The organism is Mesorhizobium sp. CNPSo 4661 (genome assembly GCF_057784215.1).
Window position 1 is genome coordinate 56,465 of the sequence record NZ_JBWGIO010000002.1, and the last position, 19,462, is coordinate 75,926.

Consider the following 19,462-nt stretch of genomic DNA (forward strand, 5'->3'; position numbering starts at 1 on the left):
GTGTTTATCCTGTAGCGAATTTTTCACGGTTTTTCGAAGCGTGGGTGAAACCCGGGAAGCCCGTCTTCCTCCGCAGCAAAACCGCTCGGCTCGCTTCGTTCCCGGCAGGACTTTGGGAAACCGGCTTTGGCCGGCCATTCTGAACACGGGCGCATCGATGAACAGCAAGCGGTCCTATCTCGATACACTCAACGCCGGCAGGCAACGCCGGCCGCAGCCCTCGCTCGAAGAACTGAACCGCTCGCTCGAAACGCTGGAGCAGCGGCTGGACCGGACGCGGGCCGACATGCCCGATCGCCCCGACCTGCGGCGGCCGGCCGAGCCGCGTTATCCAAGCACGCAGCCTTATGGCCAACCGCGCTGGTACGAGGATCCCTATTCCCCGCAAAGGCCCCTGGAGCGGGTGCCACAAAGCCCGGCGCCGCAGAATCCGCGGCCGCAAGATCGCGCCCCGCAAAATCCCGCGCCGGCCTATCAGGCGATCGCGCGCGACATCGACCGGGTGCGCGGCCAGGAAGACAGCGTCGCCATGGTCGGCAAGATCGCCGTCGAACTGCGCGGCCTGCGCGAGGAATTGCGCCACCAGATGACCGTCGGCCTGCAGCGCGAATTCGAGGCGTTCCGCCAGGACATCGACCGCGCCATGCAGGCCAACAGCCAGCGCGGCGCTCCGTCGGGTGGCATGCCGGACAAGAGCAGCGCCGAACTCGGCCTCGAATTCGAACGGCTTTCGGGCGCCATCCAGTCGCTCGCCGAAAAGAGCGACGATCGCAGCATCAACCTGCTGCGGCTGGAACTGGAACAGGTGAAGGGTGCGCTGGACACGCTGGCGCGCGAGGAAAGCCTGCAGAAGGTCGACCGCCGCTGGGACGATTTCGACCGCCGCTGGAGCGCCTTCGAGGACCGCGTCGATGCCGACCAGCGCAAGCGCGCGGAAGGCCCGGGCCTTTCGGTGCTGACCGACCGGCTCGAACAGATCAGCAGCGCCGTCAACAGCCTGCCGGAATCGCTTTCGCTGCGCTCGCTGGAGGAAAAGGTGCGCACGCTTGCCGGCGCGGTCGACCGGTTCGCCGGCCAGCAGACCGCGCGCGGCGGCGAAACGCTCGCCATGATCGACGAGCGGCTGGACGAGATCTCCCGCGCCATCGTCGCCTCGACCGTGGCTGCGCAGGCCAATGCCTTCGACCCCGAAACCTTCGGCCGGATCGAGAAGCGCATGGCATCGCTGGCGGTTCAGATCGAAGAGGTCGCGCAGTCGCGGCCTGGAGCGGAAGTTCTCGATCACCTCAACCTTCTGTCCAGCCGCGTAGACCAGTTGGCTGGCCGCGCCGACCTGCCCGAGCAGGCCATGGAGCGGCTCGGCCAGCAGATCGCCTTGATAACCGACAAGATGGACCGCGCACCGGCCATGCCCGATGCCGAACATATCTTCCAGGGCCTGGAGCAGCGCTTCGACGCGCTGTCGATGCTGCTCGAGCGCCGCCAGGGCGACGCGATGGAACAGGGCAACATCCTGTTTCGCGATCTCGAGCGGCGGCTGGACGAGGTGGCGGACAGGCTCGACCAGCGCACGCGCCAGGACGACAGCGCCGGCATCATGGAAGCGATCGACGCCCGCTTCACCGCTTTGGCCAAGCGCATCGAGACGCGCATCCCGGATCCCGCCAACGACATGGCGATCCGCGGGCTGGAAAGTCGGCTCGAGGACATTTCCAGCCGGCTGGAATCGTCCGCGCAGCAGGTCGCGGGCATCGATCCTGCCCTGATCCGCAGCCTGGAAGCGCAGGTCGCCGGCCTGTCGGCACATCTCTCCAAGCCCGGCACGCCGCTGCCCGAATTCGAAGATATCAGCCCGCGCCTCAACGAGATCGAGAAGTCGCTGGCCGGCACGCGCGATTCCATCTTGAGCGTGGCGCGCGAGGCGGCCGAGAGCGCCGTCAAATCGCTTGCCGATTCGACGTCCAGCACGGCCCAGACCAACGCGACCGCCGTTGCCGGCCTCGCCCAGGACCTGAAGACGCTCGAAGCGCTCACCCGCCGCTCCGACGAACGCAACTCGCGGACATTCGAGGCGATCCACGACACGCTGCTCAAGATCGTCGACCGGTTGGGTTCGCTGGAAACGAGCGAGACCAGCGAAGCGGTCAGCGAACTGGTCGATCCGCAACCGGCCGGCAAGCGCGGCGGCCGGGGCGGCAAGATCGCGGTGCAGGACGCACCGTCGATGGACATCGACCAGCCGCTGCCGCTCACCGGAGACATGGCCGGCCTGGAAGGCCGCGCGGCGGCCATCATGCGCGATGAGACAAGCGAGCAGCGCACGCCCGCCGAGGCAGCGGCTGAAGCGGCCTTGGCAGCCCTGGGGCCGGACGCGATCGGCGACAAGAGCGAGACGGCCGGCCGCAGGAAATCGATGTTCAGCGGCCTAGCGCGCGCCTTCAAGGGCAAGAAGGAAGCGGACACGCAGCCGCTTGCCGGCTCGGCGCCGGTCGGCGACGTGCCGAGCGTCGACATCGACGAGCCGCTCGACCCCAGGGCCGCGAACCGGCCCTTGGAACCCGGCTCCGGCGCGCCGGACCTCAACGCCATCATGAAGCGCGTGCGCGACGAACGCGGCGGCCAGCCGACCCGGCGCACCGAGGGCGACGCCGCCAAGTCCGATTTCATCGCCGCGGCCCGCCGCGCGGCCCAGGCCGCCGCCGCGGAAGCGGACACGCTGAAGCGGCAATCGACCATGACCGGCCCGGTGAAGGCGCTGAGGATAGGCGACCTGCTCAAGGCGCGGCGCAAGCCGATCCTGATGGCGGCCGCCGCGATCATGATGGCGCTGGCCGGCCTGCAGCTGGGCAAGGCTTTCTTGTCCGATCCCGTCGAAACGGCCAACAACCAGCTCGCCCCGATCGTCTCCACGCAGAGGGTCGACACGGCTTCTCTCGATGCCACAGCCGCGCCGAAGGCCGACACGCAAAAGACCGACGCGGACACCACGCAGGCCAAAAGCGCCCCTGCCCACCCCGTCAGGCAGGCGGAGCCCGTCATTGACGCGGCACCGGCCGCTTCCATCCCTGCAAGTCCTGAGGCGGCCGCAGCCATGCCGGCCGAACCGGCGTCCGCGCCGATGGCTTCGGCGACGCCGTCCGAGCCTGCCGCAGCCGCCACCGCGACGGACACGGATGGCGATACGCAGCCGATGGCCAACGCCCCGGAGACGACCGGTCCCGCAGCCGAGAGCACCCCGGCGGGCGCGCCGACGACTACCTCCGCCGACACGACAGGCGCGGTGCCGTCCGCGGCAAGCCAGACGGCCGCGGCCAAATTCGACATTCCCTCCGAAATCGGTCCGGTGGCGCTGCGCGACGCGGCCGCCGGCGGCGACGCCAAGGCGCTGTTCGAGGTCGGCTCGCGCTATGCGGAATCGCGCGGCGTGAAGGAAGACATGAAGGCGGCCGCCAAATGGTATGAGCAATCGGCCGAGCTAGGCTTCGCGCCGGCCGAATACCGGATCGGCAATTTCTACGAAAAAGGCATCGGCGTCGCGCGCGACATCAAGAAGGCCAAGACCTACTACCAGCTTGCCGCCGAACAGGGCAACGCCAGCGCCATGCACAATCTGGCGGTGCTGTTCGCCATGGCGGCGGACGGCGTGACCGACAATGAATCGGCCACGCACTGGTTCCAGGAAGCCGCCGACCTCGGTGTCAAGGACAGCCAGTTCAACCTCGGCATCCTGGCCGCCAAGGGCGTCGGCATGAAGCAGAACCTGGAAGAATCCTACAAGTGGTTCGCGATCGTCGCCAAGACCGGCGACAAGGACGCCGCTGCCAAGCGCGACGAGATCGCCAATGCGCTGCGGCCCGAGCAGCTTGAGCGGGCGCGTGCCGCGACGGAATTGTGGAAGGCCAAGCCGCTCAACGCGGCCGCCAACTCTGCCGACGTTCCGGAATCCTGGCAGGACAGCGCGCCGCAGACCACCGCCGGCATCGACATGAAGAAGGCGGTGAAGAACATCCAGCTGATCCTCAACAAGAACGGCTACGATGCCGGCGGTGCCGACGGCGTGATGGGCGGCAAGACCAAGAACGCCATCATGGCCTTCCAGACCGACAACAAGATGAAGCCGACCGGCGAGGTCGACGCGCCGCTCGTCAAGGCGCTCCTGGCGCACAAATAACGGCAGGCGCGTCGCATACGCGACGCCTTGCCACACATTTGCCTGTTAACTGATTGAGATGGTTTTTGTTTCGACGCGGCGGCGGGGTTTGAACCCCGCCGCCGCGCCGGCGCAATAAAAAATTGGCTTTTCGGTGCTTTAGTGTCCGGGGACGGCACTATGCGCCGAAAGACAAACTGATCGAGACAGCCGGGTGGGCATTTATCTCCCGATCGCGGAAATTTCCGTCAACGTCTTCGTGCTGCTGGCGATGGGCGCGGCGGTGGGCTTCCTGTCGGGCATGTTCGGGGTCGGCGGCGGCTTCCTGATCACGCCGCTCCTGATCTTCTACAACATCCCGCCGGCGATTGCGGTGGCCACCGGCGCCAACCAGGTCATCGCCTCCTCCTTCTCCGGCGCGCTCTCGCACTTCAAACGCGGCACGCTCGATTTCAAGCTGGGCGGCGTGCTTCTGGCCGGGGGCATCGTCGGCTCGACGGCAGGCATCTTCGTCTTTGCACTGTTGCGCCGTCTTGGGCAGTTGGACCTGTTCATCTCGCTGCTCTACGTCGTGCTGCTCGGCACCGTCGGCGGGCTGATGCTGGTCGAGAGCGTCAACGCGCTGCGCGCCAGCCGCAGCGGCGCCGCGCCCGTCTTGAAGAAATCCGGACAGCACAACTGGATCCACCGGCTGCCGTTCAAGATGCGCTTCCGCGCCTCGAAGCTGTTCGTCAGCGTCATCCCGGTGCTCGGCCTCGGCGCCGGGATCGGCTTCCTTTCGTCGATCATGGGCGTCGGCGGCGGCTTCATCATGGTGCCGGCGCTTATCTACCTGCTCAAGGTGCCGACCAACGTCGTTATCGGCACCTCGCTGTTCCAGATCATCTTCACCTCGGCCTATACGACCCTGGTGCATGCCACGACCAACCAGACGGTCGACGTGATCCTGGCCTTCCTGCTCATGGCCGGCGGCGTCGCCGGCGCGCAATATGGCGCCAAGGCCGGCCAGAGGCTGCGCGGCGAGCAATTGCGGGCGCTGCTGGCGATGCTGGTTCTGGCCGTCGCCATACGCCTTGCCGTCGATCTCTTCGTGACGCCGCCCAATCTCTATTCGCTTACCGCCGCGGGCCTCAACTGATGGCGGCACGACAAGCATTTGCAGCCGCCGTCTTGTTGTCGATGCTCTTTGCCCTTTCCCCGGCGACGGCGCAGACGCCGCCCGCCGAAAGCATCCAGATCGGCCTGTCGACCGACGCCATTTCCATCACGGCAGGCTTCTCCGGCGCCGACCTCACCATCTTCGGATCGCTGGAAAATCCCGATCCGTTGGTCGCGCGCCAAGGACGCTACGACGTGATCGTCGTGCTCGAAGGGCCGCCGAGGCCCGTCGTGGTGCGGCGCAAGGACCGGGTGCTCGGCGTCTGGATCAACCTGGACTCCGAGACGTTCGAGAACGTGCCGGTCTCCTATTCGGTGGCGACGACGCGGCCGCTGCAGGACATCGCCGAGCCTGCCAAGTACAAGCAGCTCTCGCTTGGCGCGCAGAACCTCTACATGAAGCCCGCCGACGAGACCGACAGCCCGGCAACCATCGAGGAGTTCACCGCCGCACTACGCGACCGCAAGGCGGCGACCGGCCTCTACAGCGAGAATGTCGGCGGCGTGCAGTTCCTGTCGCAGAACCTGTTTCGCGCTACCGTGCGCCTGGCGCCCAATGTTCCGGTCGGCACGCACAAGGCGCGCGCGTTCCTGTTCAAGAGCGGCATGTTCGTCAAGGAAAGCTCGGCCCAGCTCGAAATCCGCAAATCCGGCTTCGAGCAGTCGATCTTCCGTGTCGCGCACGACTATTCCTTCCTCTATGGCGTGTTCGCCATATCGCTCGCCATGCTGACCGGTTGGCTCGGGCGCCTCATCTTCCGCAAGGATTGATCTTCCGGGAAAATGGAAGGGCCGATTTCCCGTCAAAAGAGGGTTTCCCTTTTCCCGGTTTTGCGATACATCGCCGCCTCCCAGCCCTGGGGACAAGCAACACATTCAATTTCGATAGAGCGGTCCGGCCTTCCGGATGACGGCGCGCAATGCGTCGGCTTGCCGCTATGAAACAACGACAGGAGGCTGCGATGCGATCGGCATTCGGCGGCATCGATTTCGGCACGTCCAATTCCACGGTGGGCGTGATCCGCGACGGCCGCGCGCGACTGGTGGCGCTGGAAGGCGAGCAACCGACCTTGCCCAGCGCCGTGTTCTTCAACTTCGAGGACGGCTACACCTATTTCGGCCGCCGTGCGATCAGTGACTACACCGACAGCATCGAGGGCCGTCTGATGCGCTCGCTGAAGAGCGTGCTCGGCAGTTCGCTGGCCAACGAGAAGACACGCATCAAGGCGCGCCAGATCGGTTTCGTCGACATCATCGGCCTGTTCATCGATCATCTGAAGAAGCGTCTGGAAGAAGATGCGGGCGGTCCGGTCGATAACGTGGTGCTCGGCCGGCCCGTGCAGTTCGTCGACGACGATGCGGCCGCCGATATGAAGGCGCAAGGCGAGCTTGAAAAAGCAGCCCGCGCGCAGGGCTTCAGGCACATCGCCTTCCAGTTCGAGCCGATCGCGGCGGCGCTCGACTACGAGCAGACGGTCACCGGCGAGGAGCTGGCGCTGATCGTCGACATGGGCGGCGGCACCTCCGATTTCTCGATCGTGCGGGTCTCGCCGGAGCGCGCGCGCTCGACCGACCGCAAGGCCGACATCCTCGCCAATCGCGGCATCCATATCGGCGGCACCGACTTCGACCGGCTGCTGAGCATCGCCCATGTGATGCCCGAGCTCGGCTATCTGACCCGGACCAAGGACCACAAGCGCAACCTGCCCGCGGCCTATTTCATCGATCTGGCGACCTGGCAGCGCATCAACCTCGTCTACACGGCCAAGGCGATGAACGACCTGCGGCAGATCCGCTACGAGGCAGAGCGTGCCGACCTCGTCGACCGCTTCATCCACGTCGTCGAGCATCGCTACGGTCATGCGATGGCGGGCCTGGTCGAAAGGGCGAAGATCGCGCTGACCGACCAGCCCTCGGCGCAGGTGAAAGTGTCGCTGCCCGGCGCGCGCTTCGCGGCCGAGATCACGCGCGCGGGCCTCGAAGAGACGATCGGTGGCGACATCGAACGCGTGACCGAGACGGTCCAACAGACGATCGCCGATGCCGGCGTTGCCGCCTCCGCCATCACCGCCGTGTTCCTCACTGGCGGCTCGACCGCCATCCAGCTGGCGAAGCGGCGGATCCTGTCGCTGGTGCCGCAGGCCTCGGTCATCGAAGGCGACATGTTCGGCTCGGTCGGGCTTGGCCTGGCGCTCGATGCGCAGCGCAAATACGCTTGAGCGTTGTTTGTCGCAATTAGCTGGGGTAGTGCATCCAGTGGCGGGCGGCATGCCTAGGAGATTGGCCAAAACGCCCGTCTCTTCGTCACCCACGGGCTGAGCAAGGAGCGCAGCGACGCGGCGCAGACCCGAGGATCCATTCCGTGACATCCGAGTGTCACAACCGTGCAGAATTCTGCCCCGTTGCATTCCCGGGCGGATGTAACGGAATGGACTCTAGGGTCGCTACGCGACTGCTTTGCCCCAGAATGACGAAGTTCGGAGGTGCCAGCCAATCGCGAGCGTTTTGCGACAATCCTCATCCTGGGACGCGGCTTGGCGTCAGCCGACCTTCCCGCCGAGATGCGCCTTCAGCGCCATCTGGGCGCGGCCTTGGCTGCCGGGTCGATAGCGTTGCCTGTCTGGAATCCGGGGCCAATCGCTACAAAGACGAGGATCGCACTTAACCGGTGATCGTGATGGGGATCGCGCCATAGCGATCAGCCGTGCTTTTCAGCATCGTTTTCACCTTCAAGTTTTTGCCGCAGCGCCAGCATGACGCGGTGCGTGGTTTTGATGTCTTGAACCGAGAGCCCTTCTGCGAGCGCGTTGGCGCGCGGGTCGTAAGCCCTAATCGCAGCGTCGTAGGTTCGCTGCCCTTTGTCGGTCAGCACGACGAGGTGCGCCCGACGATGGTGCGGATTGGGCTGGAACTCGACCAAGCCCTCCTTCGCGAGATCGTTGACGATGCGCTGGACGTTTTGCCGGTTTGCGCCGAGATCGCGGGCAAGCCACGCCACCGGCTGCAAACGGTCGGCCAAGGCAATTGCGCCGAGAATTTGCCACCGAGCACTGGTCAGCCCGAGCGGAGCGACGAGCCGGTCGCCCCATGTCAGCGTCAGGTTGTTCACCCGGAACACGGTGAGGATCAGATCGGTCAAGGCTTCGCCTTCCGGGGTGCGAATGGCGTCGTTCATTTGTCATCACCTATCTTTATTGACATCATCATGTCAAGATATTATGTGTCCATTGCTACGAATTGACACCATAGAGACAATTTGGACGGAGAGCCACTATGTCCCTTCTCAGTGCTCGGCGTGTGGGCGGTCAGCCGTTAAGGGGGGCAGCGATGCTCAAGATCGTCCATCCCGTTGCGGGCCTGATTGCCGTCCTCACCATCGCGACCTTCTGGCTCTCAACTGCGCTTTCCGAACTCTTCGGCTCCGAAGCGGCCGTAGTCGCGGTGAAGACGGCTATCCCATGGGGTCTCTTCATCCTGATCCCGGCTCTCGCCGCCACCGGCGGTTCGGGCTTCGCCTGGTCGAAGGGGCAGCGCCAAGGGCTTGTCGGCACGAAGCTGAAGCGTATGCCGTTCATAGCGGTGAACGGCATTGTCGTCCTCATCCCGGCGGCACTGTTTCTCGCCTCGAAGGCACGGGTGGGCGAGTTCGACACGACGTTCTACATCGTGCAGGCGCTCGAACTGATCGCCGGCGCAACAAACATCACGCTCCTCGGTCTGGCGATACGGGACGGTATGAAGCTGACGAAGTGGCGGCGTGGCAGCTTCCTCAAGCGGGGCGTCGCCTATACGACCAGCCTCATCGGCAAGGAAAACGTCGCTCGCGGCACGCTTGCGATCCACCTGAAGAAGCCGGAGGGCTTTGCCTTCAAAGCCGGTCAAGCCGTCTATGTGACTTTGCCTGGATTGAAGGAAGCGGACGGCAAGGGCCGCGTGCGGACCTTTTCCATCGCAAGCGCGCCGGACGACGCCGATCTGGTGATTGCGACCAGGCTCACCGACTCCGCCTTAAAGCGCGGTCTTGCAAGCCTGCCTGTCGGATCGGCTGTCGAGATAGAAGGCCCCTACGGTGATTTGACGCTGCATGGCGATGCCGCGCGGCCGGCGGTGTTCCTTGCGGGCGGAATGGGCATCACACCGTTTCGCAGCATGATCCGTGACGCCGCCACGCACGCGCGCGCCCGTAACCTCATTCTCTTCTACAGCAATCGAAGCGCAGAAGACGCCGCGTTCCTCTCCGAACTAGAGCAGACTGCGCGGGAGAACCCCGGCTTCAAGCTGGTGGCGACAATGACCGATGCGGGGGACTGGCAAGGCGAGCGCGGTTTCATCACGCGCGAAATGATCGAACGGCATCTCGGCGACATCGCCAGCCCGGTCTTTAGTCTCGCCGGTCCCCCGGCAATGGTTGCGGCGATGGAAACTCTGCTCAAAGCGGCAGGGGTGAAGGCCGAAAACGTCCGCGTGGAGGTGTTTGCCGGATACTGATGATCACGCTGTCGCAACAACGGCGGATCCTCTCGCGGGTGCCGCAGTCCTCCGTCATCGAAGGCGACATGTTCGGCTCGGTCGGGCTTGGCCTGGCGCTGGATGCGCGGCGGAAGTTCGCGTGAGCGTTGTTTGTCGCAATTAGCTGGGGCAGTGCATCCAGTGGCGGGCGGCATGCCTAGGAGATTGGCCAAAACGCCCGTCTCTTCGTCATCCACGGGCGGAGCAAGGAGCGCAGCGACGCGGCGCAGACCCGAGGATCCATTCCGTGACTTCAGAGCGCTGCTACGGCGCAAAATCCTGCTCCGCAGCACCCCTCGGCCGGGGTAACGGCATGGATCCTCGGGTCTGCGCTCCGCTTCGCGTCGCTCCGCCCGTGGATGACGAAGTTCGCAGGCTTCGGCCCAATCGCGAACGTCCGCGATGATCTGCAACCCAACAACGCAATCCGGCTGCGCCCTGGGCTCAGCCGACCTTTCCACCCAGATGCGCCTTCAGCGCCATCTGGGCAAGGCTCGCCTGGCGGTCGCGGTGCGTGATCATGGCGAAGTCGCGTTTCGGCAGTTCGACCGGCACGGCTCTGAGGCTGCCCTCCGCCAGGGAGCGCGCGACGACGAGCTCCGAGATGATCGTGGCTCCCGCGCCGGCCTCGACCGCCTGACGCACGGCTTCGTTGCTGGGCAGGACGAGGAATATCTGCAGCTCCGCCGGCGGAACCCCCTGATTGTGCGCGAAATCCTCCAGCGCCTCGCGCGTGCCCGACCCGCCCTCCCTGATGATCCAGCGCAATGCCCTGATGTCGAGGTTGCCCGCCCTGGTCATCGGAATCTCGGGATGCGAGCGCGCCACCACCAGCATCATGCGATCCTCGTCGACGGTGGCGCGGCGCAGGATGTCGGACTCGGTGCGGCCTTCGACCAGGCCGAAATCGGCGCGGCCGTCCAGCACATTGGTCTCGACCTGCCTGGTGTTGCCGATCGTCACGCTCAGCTTCACGGCAGGATAGGCTTCATGGAAGGACGCGAGGCGACGCGGTAGCCAGTAGCTGGCGATGGTCTGGCTGGCCGCGATCGACAGGCTGCCGGCTACGGTCTGGGAGACATCCTCCAGCACGCCGCGCGCAGCCGCGGCGCGGTCCAGGACCGCCTTCGCCTCCGGCAGGAAGCGGTGGCCGGTCTGGGCCAATTCGATATTGCGGCCAACCCGGTTGAACAGCCGCACGCCATGCTGGCTTTCGAGCGCGCGGATAGCGGCCGACGCCGCCGACTGCGAGATGCCGAGCCGCTCGGCGGCCTTGGTCATATGGCCGTGCTCGGCGACGGCGACGAAGATGCGTAACTGGTCGAGAGTCATGGGCCAACTAAGAAGCAAAATCGATCGGAATTACAAGAGCTGCTTGTTAGACGCATTAATGGGTTTGTTCTAAGTTTTTATCGGAAGTTGGAAAAAATTGGTGCGTTGCCGCCAAGGTTTGAAATGATCGGGCGCTTCAAATCCCTGTTCGCGCATTGGAACCGCCGTCTGAAGCGGCAGTTGGCCGGCGAGCGCTATCATCCCGAGCTCCACTACATGCGCGGCCCGGGACCCAAGACAAAGGCCAAGATGGCGAGCGGCAAGAGCATTCGCGGATCATGAGCAAAGCCGCGCCGCGCGGCGCCAATTCCGCACCCTCGCAGCGGCCGCTGGCCGACAGCCGAGCGCCGGATGAGGGCGACGGCGTAGAGACCTCGCCAAGCGTCTCCGACCGCATCGCCAAGACCACCTGCTACATGTGCGCCTGCCGCTGCGGCATCGACGTCCACATCAAGGACGGCAAGGTCCGCTACATCAACGGCAACAAGGACCATCCGGTGAACCGCGGCGTGATCTGCGGCAAGGGCAGCTCCGGCATCATGCAGCATTACAGCCCGGCGCGGCTGAAGAAGCCGCTGCTGAGGACAGGCCCGCGCGGCTCGGGCGAGTTCCGCGAGATCGAGTGGGACGAAGCGCTGACCATCACCACCGAGCGCCTCTCGGCGATCCGCCGCACCGACCCGAAAAAACTCGCCTTCTTTACCGGGCGCGACCAGTCGCAATCGCTGACCGGCTGGTGGGCGTCGAAATTCGGCACACCCAATTTCGCCGCGCATGGGGGCTTCTGCTCCGTCAATATGGCGGCCGGCGGGCTTTACACGATCGGCGGCTCGTTCTGGGAGTTCGGCGAGCCCGACTGGGACAACACCAGATACTTCATGCTGTTCGGTGTCGCCGAGGACCATGATTCCAATCCGATCAAGATCGGCCTCGGCAAGCTCAAGGCGCGCGGCGCCAAGGTGGTTTCGATCAACCCCTGCCGGACCGGCTACAATGCGATCGCCGACGACTGGATCGGCATCCGGCCAGGCACCGACGGCCTGTTCGTGCTGGCGCTGGTCCATGAACTGCTCAAGGCCGGACGCATCGATCTCGACTATCTGCTGCGCTACACCAACGCGCCGGTGCTTGTCGTGCAGGCGCCTGGATCCGCCGACGACGGGTTGTTCGTTCGCGACGCGGATGGCAACCCACTTGCCTGGGACAGGGTGGCGAAGCGGCCGGCCAACGCAGCCGACCCCGTAGCGAAGCTGGCGCTGACCGGTAGCTATGAGATCGGTGGGCGGCGCTGCGTGCCGGTGTTCCAACTCATTGCCGAGCGCTATCTAGACGAGACCTACGCGCCGGACGCGGTGGCGGAGCGCTGCGGTGTTGCCACCGAGACGATCCGCCGGATCGCAGCCGAATTGGCGCATGTCGCCTTCGAACAGACGATCGAGCTGCCGATCGCCTGGACAGACTGGGCGGGCCGGCGGCACGAGACGATCAAGGGCCGGCCGGTGTCGATGCACGCCATGCGCGGCATCTCCGCCCATTCCAACGGCTTCCACACCTGCCGCGCCATCCATCTCTTGCAGGTGCTGCTCGGCACCGTCGATGTCCCCGGCGGCTTCCGCTTCAAGCCGCCCTACCCGCGTCCGGCGCCGCCGGGGCCGAAGCCATGCGGAAAAAACGTCCGGCCGATGACGCCGCTCGACGGCATGCCGCTCGGCTTCGTCTGCGGCCCGGACGATCTTCTTGTCGACGAAGCCGGCCGGCCCACCCGCATCGACAAGGCCTATTCCTGGGAAGCGCCTTTGGCCGCGCATGGGCTGATGCATTCGGTCATCCGCAATGCCTGGGCCGGCGATCCTTATCCGATCGACACGCTGATGATGTACATGTCGAACATGGCTTGGAACTCGTCGATGAACACCGTCGAGACGATTGCCATGCTGACCGACAAGGACGGGGCCGGCGCCTACAAGATCCCATTCATCATCTATTCCGACGCCTATTATTCGGAGACGGTGGCTTTCGCCGACCTGGTGCTGCCCGACACCACCTATCTCGAGCGGCATGATTGCATCAGCCTGCTCGACCGGCCGATCAGCCATGCGGACGGTCCGGGCGATGCCATCCGCCATCCGGTGGTGCAGCCGGATCGCGACGTGCGGCCGTTCCAATCGGTGCTGATCGAGCTCGGCGCGCGGCTCGGCCTGCCTTGCTTCGTCGAGGAGGACGGTTCGGCGAAATACCGCGACTATGCCGATTACATCGTCAACCACGAGCGCACGCCAGGCATCGGCCCTTTAGCCGGCTGGCGCGGCAAGGATGGCGGCTCGATCGGCAGAGGCGACGTCAATCCTGACCAGCTGCAGCGCTACATCGACAATGGCGGCTTCTGGCACCAAGATTTTTCCGACGACCAACGCTATTACAAAATGGGCAACCGCGCCTATCTCGATTTCGCCGTCGAGATGGGTTTCATCCCCAAGGCCGAGCCTATCGTCTTCCAGCTTTACTCGGAGCCGATCCAGCGCTTTCGCCTCGCCGCGCGCGGCCATGGCACGGTGCAGCCACCCGATGCCGAGCGCAACCGCATCGAGACCTACATGGACCCGCTGCCGTTCTGGTACGCGCCTGTCGAGGAAGACGCCGTCGATCTCGAAAGATATCCGCTGCATGCGCTGACGCAGCGGCCGATGCACATGTACCATTCCTGGGGCTCGCAAAATGCCTGGCTGAGGCAGATCACCAGCCAGAACCGGCTGTTTGTGCATGCAGACACCGCCACCACCCTTGGCCTTGCCGACGACGACTGGGTGTGGATCGAGAGCGTCAACGGAAGGGTGAAGGGCCAGATCAAGCTGATCGACGGCGTGAACCCGGACACGGTGTGGACCTGGAACGCGATCGGCAAGCGGCGCGGCAGCTGGGGCCTGAAGGACGATGCGGCAGAGAGCAATCGCGGCTTCCTGCTCAACCACATCATCGGCGACCAGACGTCCGCCGACGCCAACGGCAAGCGCTATTCGAATTCAGACCCGATCACCGGACAGGCGGCATGGTTCGACGTGCGCGTGCGGATCGCAAAATGCGCGCCTGAGGAAGCCGGCTTCACCGAGCCGCAATTCGAGCGTTTCGCCCGGCCGCCACATTTCGAGCATTCACCGGATGTGCTCCGCTTCGGCGCCGCGTTTCGCATGAAGAGGGAAGCCGCCGAATGACCTGCCTTCCCGCCCGGACCGAAAAGAAACTCGGCCTCGTCATCGACCTCGACACCTGCGTCGGCTGCCAGGCCTGCGTCACCGCCTGCAAGGAGTGGAACACCGGCGGCCACATGGCGCCGCTGACCGACATCGACCCTTATGGCGGGCATGTCGACGGCGTCTGGTTCAACCGGGTGCACACTTACGAGCACATGACGGAGCTGGGCGGCCGCACGGTGAACTTCCCGCGCTCCTGCCTGCATTGCGAGACACCGGCCTGCGTCACCGTTTGCCCGACCGGCGCCTCCTACAAGCGCGCCTCGGACGGCATCGTGCTGGTCGATGAGGATAAATGCATCGGCTGCAAGCTGTGCAGCTGGGCCTGCCCTTATGGCGCGCGCGAGTTCGACACCGATGTCGGCGTGATGAAGAAATGCACGCTCTGCGTCGACCGCATCTACAACGACAATCTGGCGGAAGAGGACCGCGTGCCGGCCTGCGTCGCCGCCTGTCCGACCAGCGCCCGGCATTTCGGCGATCTCGGCGATCCGGCTTCGGCGATCTCGCAACTTGTCGAGGAGCGTGGCGGCGTGGCGCTGATGCCGGAGCTTGGCTACAAGCCGACCAACAGATACCTGCCGCCGCGCGCGCGCGGTCAGCGCGCGGCGAGGGTGGATGCGCCGGCGCTGGAGCCGATCCGGGCCGAGGGCGGTTTCCTCGGCTGGATCGACCGCATGCTTTCGAACTGATCATGCATCCTGCTTTCTCGGTCGTCTTCTTCACCACCGCTACCGGGGCAGGCTACGGCCTGCTGGCGCTGCTCGGCCTGCTTGGCGGGCTGGGGTTCATTCCCGCCGATTTCTGGCTCGGCCCTGTCGGCATGGCGCTGGCGTTCGGCTTGATCGTCGCCGGTCTGTTGTCGTCCACGGGCCATCTCGGCCGGCCCGAGCGCGCCTGGCGCGCCTTCTCGCAATGGCGCAGCTCGTGGCTGTCGCGCGAAGGCGTGGCCTCGGTCGCGACCTTCATCCCGGCCACGCTGTTCGGCATCGGCTGGGTGTTTCTCGGCCGAAGCGGCGGCTGGGTGGCGGTTGCCGGGCTGCTGGCGGCGGCAGGCGCGGTGACGACCGTTTGCACGACAGGCATGATCTACGCCTCATTGAAGCCGATTGCGCAGTGGCACAGCCGCTATACTTTGCCGGCTTATCTTATTTTCGCCGGCATGACCGGAAGCGTTCTCGCCAACGCCTTGCTTCAGGCGTTCAAGCAGGGCTCAACGGCGATGCTCATCGGCACTCTGCTTGCCACGCTCGCCGGCTGGGGCTGGAAGCTCGCGACCTGGCGCTACAATGACCGGCTGGAGATCCCGACGACCGCCAACACGGCGACGGGCCTCGCCGGCGGCACGGTGCGTTCTATGGAATGGCCGCACACGGAAGAGAACTACCTGCTCAAGGAAATGGGCTTCCGCATCGCCCGCAAGCATAGCGCCAAGCTGCGGCGGATCACGCAGGCGATGGCCTTTGGCACGCCAGCTGTCCTGCTTGCCGTCACGTTCGCCTTACCGTGGCCCTTCGCGGCGATTGTGTCGGTGGCCGCGGCTATCTCCCAGCTCGCCGGCATACTGGTCGAGCGCTGGCTGTTCTTCGCTGAGGCGAAGCATACGGTTATGCTGTACTATGGACGAGAGTAGCCTCTAACCCGGCCTTAACATCGAACCCGAAATCGCGAAGATACGCTCGGCGCCCAGCATATAGGCCATCAGCGTTTCCAGCCGAAAAAGGCCGGCATAGGCGTGGTCGAGCACGTTGAGCGAGCCGGTATAGGCGCCGAAGGCCGGCATGATCATGCGGCCGCCGTCGCCGGCAAAGCAGCGCCGCCTGACCGAGCGGCCGCGCTGGACGATGCGGGCGCATGGGTGGAGATGGCCTGAAATCTCGCCCTCGACCCGCAGGTTCGACGGCTCATGGCGGAAGAGCAGCGAGCCTATGGCGAGTTCGCGCACCGTCTCGCCGGGCAGGTCGGCGGGCGCATCGGGATCGTGGTTGCCGGCGACCCAGAACCAGTCGCGGCCGGCCATCATCGCTTCCAGCTGTTCGCGGAAGCTTTGATGCATCCGCTCGGCGCCGGCGCCGTCATGGAAGGAATCGCCCAGGCTGACGACGATCCGCGGCTGGTAATCTGCGATCACGGCCTGAAGCCGCAGCAAGGTCGCACCCGTATCATAAGGCGGGATCAGCGCGCCGCGCCTGGCGAAGGACGAACCTTTTTCGAGATGCAGGTCGGAGACCGCGAGCAGCCGCAGATCGGGGAAATAGAGGACGCCACGCCGGTCGCAAACCGCGCGCTCGCCGGCGATGCCGACAAGGTCGGCCTCGGCGATCAGCGTTGCACGCGACAGCGAAAAATTCATCCCCTCTCGACTCTCTCTTTCAGCCCGCCATCTCCGGCCCCATGGCCTCTTCGACGAGGGTAGCGGCATCCATCAGCAGTGTTTCGTCCGCCTCGCCATTCACCGGCATCTTGCCGATTTCGAGCATGATCGGCACCGCCAGCGGCGATATCTGTTCGAGGTTCTTATGCATGATTCGACCGCGGATGCGCGAGAGCATCTCGGCAAGTCTGCTGACATCGAGCAAGCCGGTCGCGGCATCCGTACGGGTGGCCTGCAGCAGAATATGGTCGGGTTCATGACTGCGCAGCACGTCATAGATCAGGTCTGTCGAGATGGTCACCTGGCGACCGCTTTTTTCCTTGCCTGGGTGGCGCTTTTCGATCAGGCCCGAAATCAGCGCGCAGTTGCGGAAGGTACGCTTGAGCAGCCAGCTGTCGGCGAACCAGGCTTCGAGATCATCCCCAAGCATGTCCTGATCGAACAGCGTGGCCAGCGACGGTTTCCTGTGCTTGAACATCCAGCCCATGTCGGCCAACGACCAGATAGCCAGCGCATAATCGGTGGCGACGAAGCCGACCGGCTTGGCGCCGGCCCGGTCCAGACGGCGCGTGAGCAGCATGCCGAGCGTCTGATGCGCAAGCCTGCCTTCGAACGGATAGGCGACCAGGTAATATCGGTTGCCGCGTGGAAAAGTCTCGATCAACAGGTCGTCGCGTTTCGGCAACACAGACTTCTCCGCCTGGAACCGCAGCCAATCCGCGACCTGCTCAGGCAGCTTCTTCCAGCGTTGCGGGTCGTCGAGCATGGCGCGAACCTGCTCGGCGAGATAGGTCGAAAGCGGAAATTTTCCGCCGCCGTAGTAGGGAACCTTCGCATCGCTGCCGGGCGCGTTCGAGACGAAGCACTCGTTCTCGCGGATGCCTTCGAAGCGTAGGATCTTGCCTGCGAACATGAAGGTGTCGCCGTGAGTCAAAGTCTCCAGAAATGCTTCCTCGATCTTTCCCAACACCCTGCCGCCGCGCGAGGCTGCCCCCCTGCTGCCGGCCTGGACGTAACGAACGTTGAGCGCCGGCACTTCGATGATGGTGCCGACATTGAGCCTGTATTGCTGGGCGACAGCCGGATTTGAAACCCGCCAAAGGCCTTCCTTGTTCAAGCGGATACGGGCGTAGCGTTCGTAATTTCTCAGGGCGTAGCCGCCGGTGGCGACGAAGTCGATAACCCGGTCGAAGGTCGGCCTGTCCAGGGTGGCGTAAGGCGCGGCCGTCCTTACCTCTTCGAACAGCGCGTCGGCACGGAACGGCGCGCCGCAGGCGCAGCCGAGCACATGCTGGGCCAGCACGTCGAGCCCGCCATTGACCAAGGGCGGCGTGTCCTGCGCGCCGAGATAGTTGGCGTCCAGCGCGGCCCGGCACTCCAACACCTCGAAACGGTTGGCCGGGATCAGGATCGCCTTCGACGGCTCATCCATGCGGTGATTGGCGCGGCCGATGCGCTGCGCCAGACGGCTGGCGCCTTTCGGCGCACCGACATGCACGACCAGGTCCACGTCGCCCCAGTCGATGCCGAGATCCAGCGTCGAGGTGGCGACGATGGCGCGCAACGCGTTTTCGCCCATGGCCTTCTCGACGCGGCGGCGCTGGGCGACGTCCAGCGAGCCGTGGTGGAGCGCAATCGGCAAAGTGTCTTCGTTGACGCGCCAAAGTTCCTGGAAAAGCAGCTCTGCCTGGCTGCGCGTGTTGACGAAGAGCAGCGTGGTCTTGTGCCGCTTGATCTCGCGGTAGATCTCAGGCGTGGCGTAGCGGGCCGAGTGCCCGGCCCAGGGCACCCGCTCTTCCGAATCGAGGATCGATATCTCGGGTTTGGCGCCGCCCGTAACGACAATCAGCTCGGACATCGCGCCGGGAGAGGCCTGACTGACCAGCCAGCGCCGCAATTCATCCGGCTCGGCCACGGTCGCCGACAGGCCTATGGTCTGCAGCCCGGGGACAAAGGCGCGCAAGCGCGCCAGGCCGAGCGCCAGCAGATGCCCGCGCTTCGAGGTGACAAGCGAATGCAGCTCGTCGAGCACGACGTAGCGCAGATCCTCGAAGAAGCGCCTTGCGTCGTTCGAGGCGATCAGCAGCGCGAGCTGCTCTGGCGTGGTGAGCAGGATGTCGGGCGGCGCCAGTTTCTGCCGCTGGCGCTTGTGCGAGGGCGTGTCGCCGGTGCGGGTCTCGATGGTGACAGGCAGGCCGATCTCCTCGACCGGCTTGCCGAGGTTGCGCTCGATGTCCACGGCCAGCGCTTTAAGCGGCGAGATGTAGAGCGTGTGGATGCCGCGATGCGCTTGGCCCGGTTTGCGCTTGGGTCGATTGGCAAGCTCGGTCAGCGATGGCAGGAAGCCGGCCAGCGTCTTGCCGGCGCCGGTCGGGGCGATCAGCAGCACCGATTGGCCGCTTTGAGCCTTGGCCAGCAGCTCGAGCTGATGGACGCGCGGCGACCAGCCCTTCTCGCCGAACCATTTGACGAATGGCTCGGGCAGCAGGACGGCGGCATTCTGTTCGGCAAGGCGCGGCTGCTCGGTCACCCGCAACAGGTAGCGCGGCGGCACGAAATCGCCAAGGAAAATCGGAACAAAAGGGGATCAGCGTTCCTTCTCCCCTTGTGGGGTCGAAGGACGGGGCGAGACCCGTGGCTCGCCCCCGGGCGGTGGATCGGCGCGCAGCGCCGAGACGGATGAGGGGGTGT

General features: G+C 65.1%; 14 protein-coding genes. 10 read left to right on the forward strand and 4 right to left on the reverse strand.

Translation table 11 applies throughout. The annotated features are described in order from the left end of the window. Positions 1 to 157: 157 nt before the first annotated feature. From AC0YKC_RS02300 to AC0YKC_RS02315, 4 genes are all read left to right on the forward strand, one after another. Positions 158 to 4,171: a peptidoglycan-binding protein gene (locus tag AC0YKC_RS02300; protein ID WP_488509712.1), complete on the forward strand. Its 4,014-nt coding sequence runs from the start codon at positions 158 to 160 to the stop codon at positions 4,169 to 4,171. 193 nt (positions 4,172 to 4,364) lie between these two features. Beyond that, positions 4,365 to 5,288 carry a sulfite exporter TauE/SafE family protein gene (locus AC0YKC_RS02305; RefSeq protein WP_140629510.1) on the forward strand — a complete coding sequence of 308 codons (924 nt, stop codon included), beginning with the start codon at positions 4,365 to 4,367 and terminating at the stop codon, positions 5,286 to 5,288. After that, entirely contained in the window at positions 5,288 to 6,079 is a 792-nt protein-coding gene (locus AC0YKC_RS02310) for a TIGR02186 family protein (protein WP_320297690.1), read from the forward strand. Before AC0YKC_RS02305 ends, AC0YKC_RS02310 begins: the two co-directional genes overlap by 1 nt. A gap of 191 nt (positions 6,080 to 6,270) precedes the next feature. Further along, positions 6,271 to 7,527 (forward strand): Hsp70 family protein, encoded by a 1,257-nt coding sequence (locus AC0YKC_RS02315; RefSeq protein WP_488509715.1) that lies wholly within the window; start codon positions 6,271 to 6,273, stop codon positions 7,525 to 7,527. A 479-nt stretch (positions 7,528 to 8,006) separates the two neighbouring features. Here AC0YKC_RS02315 and AC0YKC_RS02320 read toward each other — a convergent pair whose 3' ends face one another. Next, positions 8,007 to 8,483, reverse strand: a complete 477-nt coding sequence (locus AC0YKC_RS02320; protein WP_320297692.1) for a MarR family winged helix-turn-helix transcriptional regulator — start codon at positions 8,481 to 8,483, stop codon at positions 8,007 to 8,009. Positions 8,484 to 8,635: 152 nt separating this feature from the next. On the opposite strand from AC0YKC_RS02320, the gene AC0YKC_RS02325 reads away from it, so the two are divergent. Together AC0YKC_RS02325 and AC0YKC_RS02330 are read left to right on the forward strand one after the other, a co-directional pair. Next, complete coding sequence (locus AC0YKC_RS02325) at positions 8,636 to 9,796, forward strand: ferredoxin--NADP reductase (RefSeq protein ID WP_488509718.1); 1,161 nt, start codon at positions 8,636 to 8,638, stop codon at positions 9,794 to 9,796. Then, a complete protein-coding gene (locus tag AC0YKC_RS02330; RefSeq protein ID WP_488509720.1) occupies positions 9,796 to 9,921 on the forward strand; it encodes a hypothetical protein in 126 nt (41 codons plus the stop codon). The genes AC0YKC_RS02325 and AC0YKC_RS02330 overlap by 1 nt, the downstream gene beginning before the upstream one ends. Before the next feature lie 340 nt (positions 9,922 to 10,261). Here the strand turns inward: AC0YKC_RS02330 and AC0YKC_RS02335 are convergent, their stop codons facing one another. Next, positions 10,262 to 11,149 carry a LysR substrate-binding domain-containing protein gene (locus tag AC0YKC_RS02335; protein WP_434725165.1) on the reverse strand — a complete coding sequence of 296 codons (888 nt, stop codon included), beginning with the start codon at positions 11,147 to 11,149 and terminating at the stop codon, positions 10,262 to 10,264. 123 nt (positions 11,150 to 11,272) lie between these two features. Between AC0YKC_RS02335 and AC0YKC_RS02340 the strand changes: the two genes are divergently transcribed. From AC0YKC_RS02340 to AC0YKC_RS02355, 4 genes are read left to right on the forward strand one after another with little or no spacing between them, the layout of a single operon-like run. Next, positions 11,273 to 11,431, forward strand: a complete 159-nt coding sequence (locus tag AC0YKC_RS02340; RefSeq protein WP_488509722.1) for a hypothetical protein — start codon at positions 11,273 to 11,275, stop codon at positions 11,429 to 11,431. Then, positions 11,428 to 14,358, forward strand: a complete 2,931-nt coding sequence (locus AC0YKC_RS02345) for a molybdopterin oxidoreductase family protein (RefSeq protein WP_488509724.1) — start codon at positions 11,428 to 11,430, stop codon at positions 14,356 to 14,358. Before AC0YKC_RS02340 ends, AC0YKC_RS02345 begins: the two co-directional genes overlap by 4 nt. Then, positions 14,355 to 15,089: a 4Fe-4S dicluster domain-containing protein gene (locus AC0YKC_RS02350; protein WP_434725162.1), complete on the forward strand. Its 735-nt coding sequence runs from the start codon at positions 14,355 to 14,357 to the stop codon at positions 15,087 to 15,089. The genes AC0YKC_RS02345 and AC0YKC_RS02350 overlap by 4 nt, the downstream gene beginning before the upstream one ends. A gap of 2 nt (positions 15,090 to 15,091) precedes the next feature. Then, entirely contained in the window at positions 15,092 to 16,030 is a 939-nt protein-coding gene (locus tag AC0YKC_RS02355; protein WP_488509726.1) for a dimethyl sulfoxide reductase anchor subunit family protein, read from the forward strand. Between the two features lie 3 nt (positions 16,031 to 16,033). Here the strand turns inward: AC0YKC_RS02355 and pdeM are convergent, their stop codons facing one another. Continuing rightward, positions 16,034 to 16,750, reverse strand: a complete 717-nt coding sequence (gene pdeM, locus AC0YKC_RS02360) for a ligase-associated DNA damage response endonuclease PdeM (RefSeq protein ID WP_488509728.1) — start codon at positions 16,748 to 16,750, stop codon at positions 16,034 to 16,036. Between the two features lie 19 nt (positions 16,751 to 16,769). Then, complete coding sequence (locus AC0YKC_RS02365) at positions 16,770 to 19,301, reverse strand: ligase-associated DNA damage response DEXH box helicase (protein WP_488510308.1); 2,532 nt, start codon at positions 19,299 to 19,301, stop codon at positions 16,770 to 16,772. Between the last annotated feature and the right edge of the window lie 161 nt (positions 19,302 to 19,462).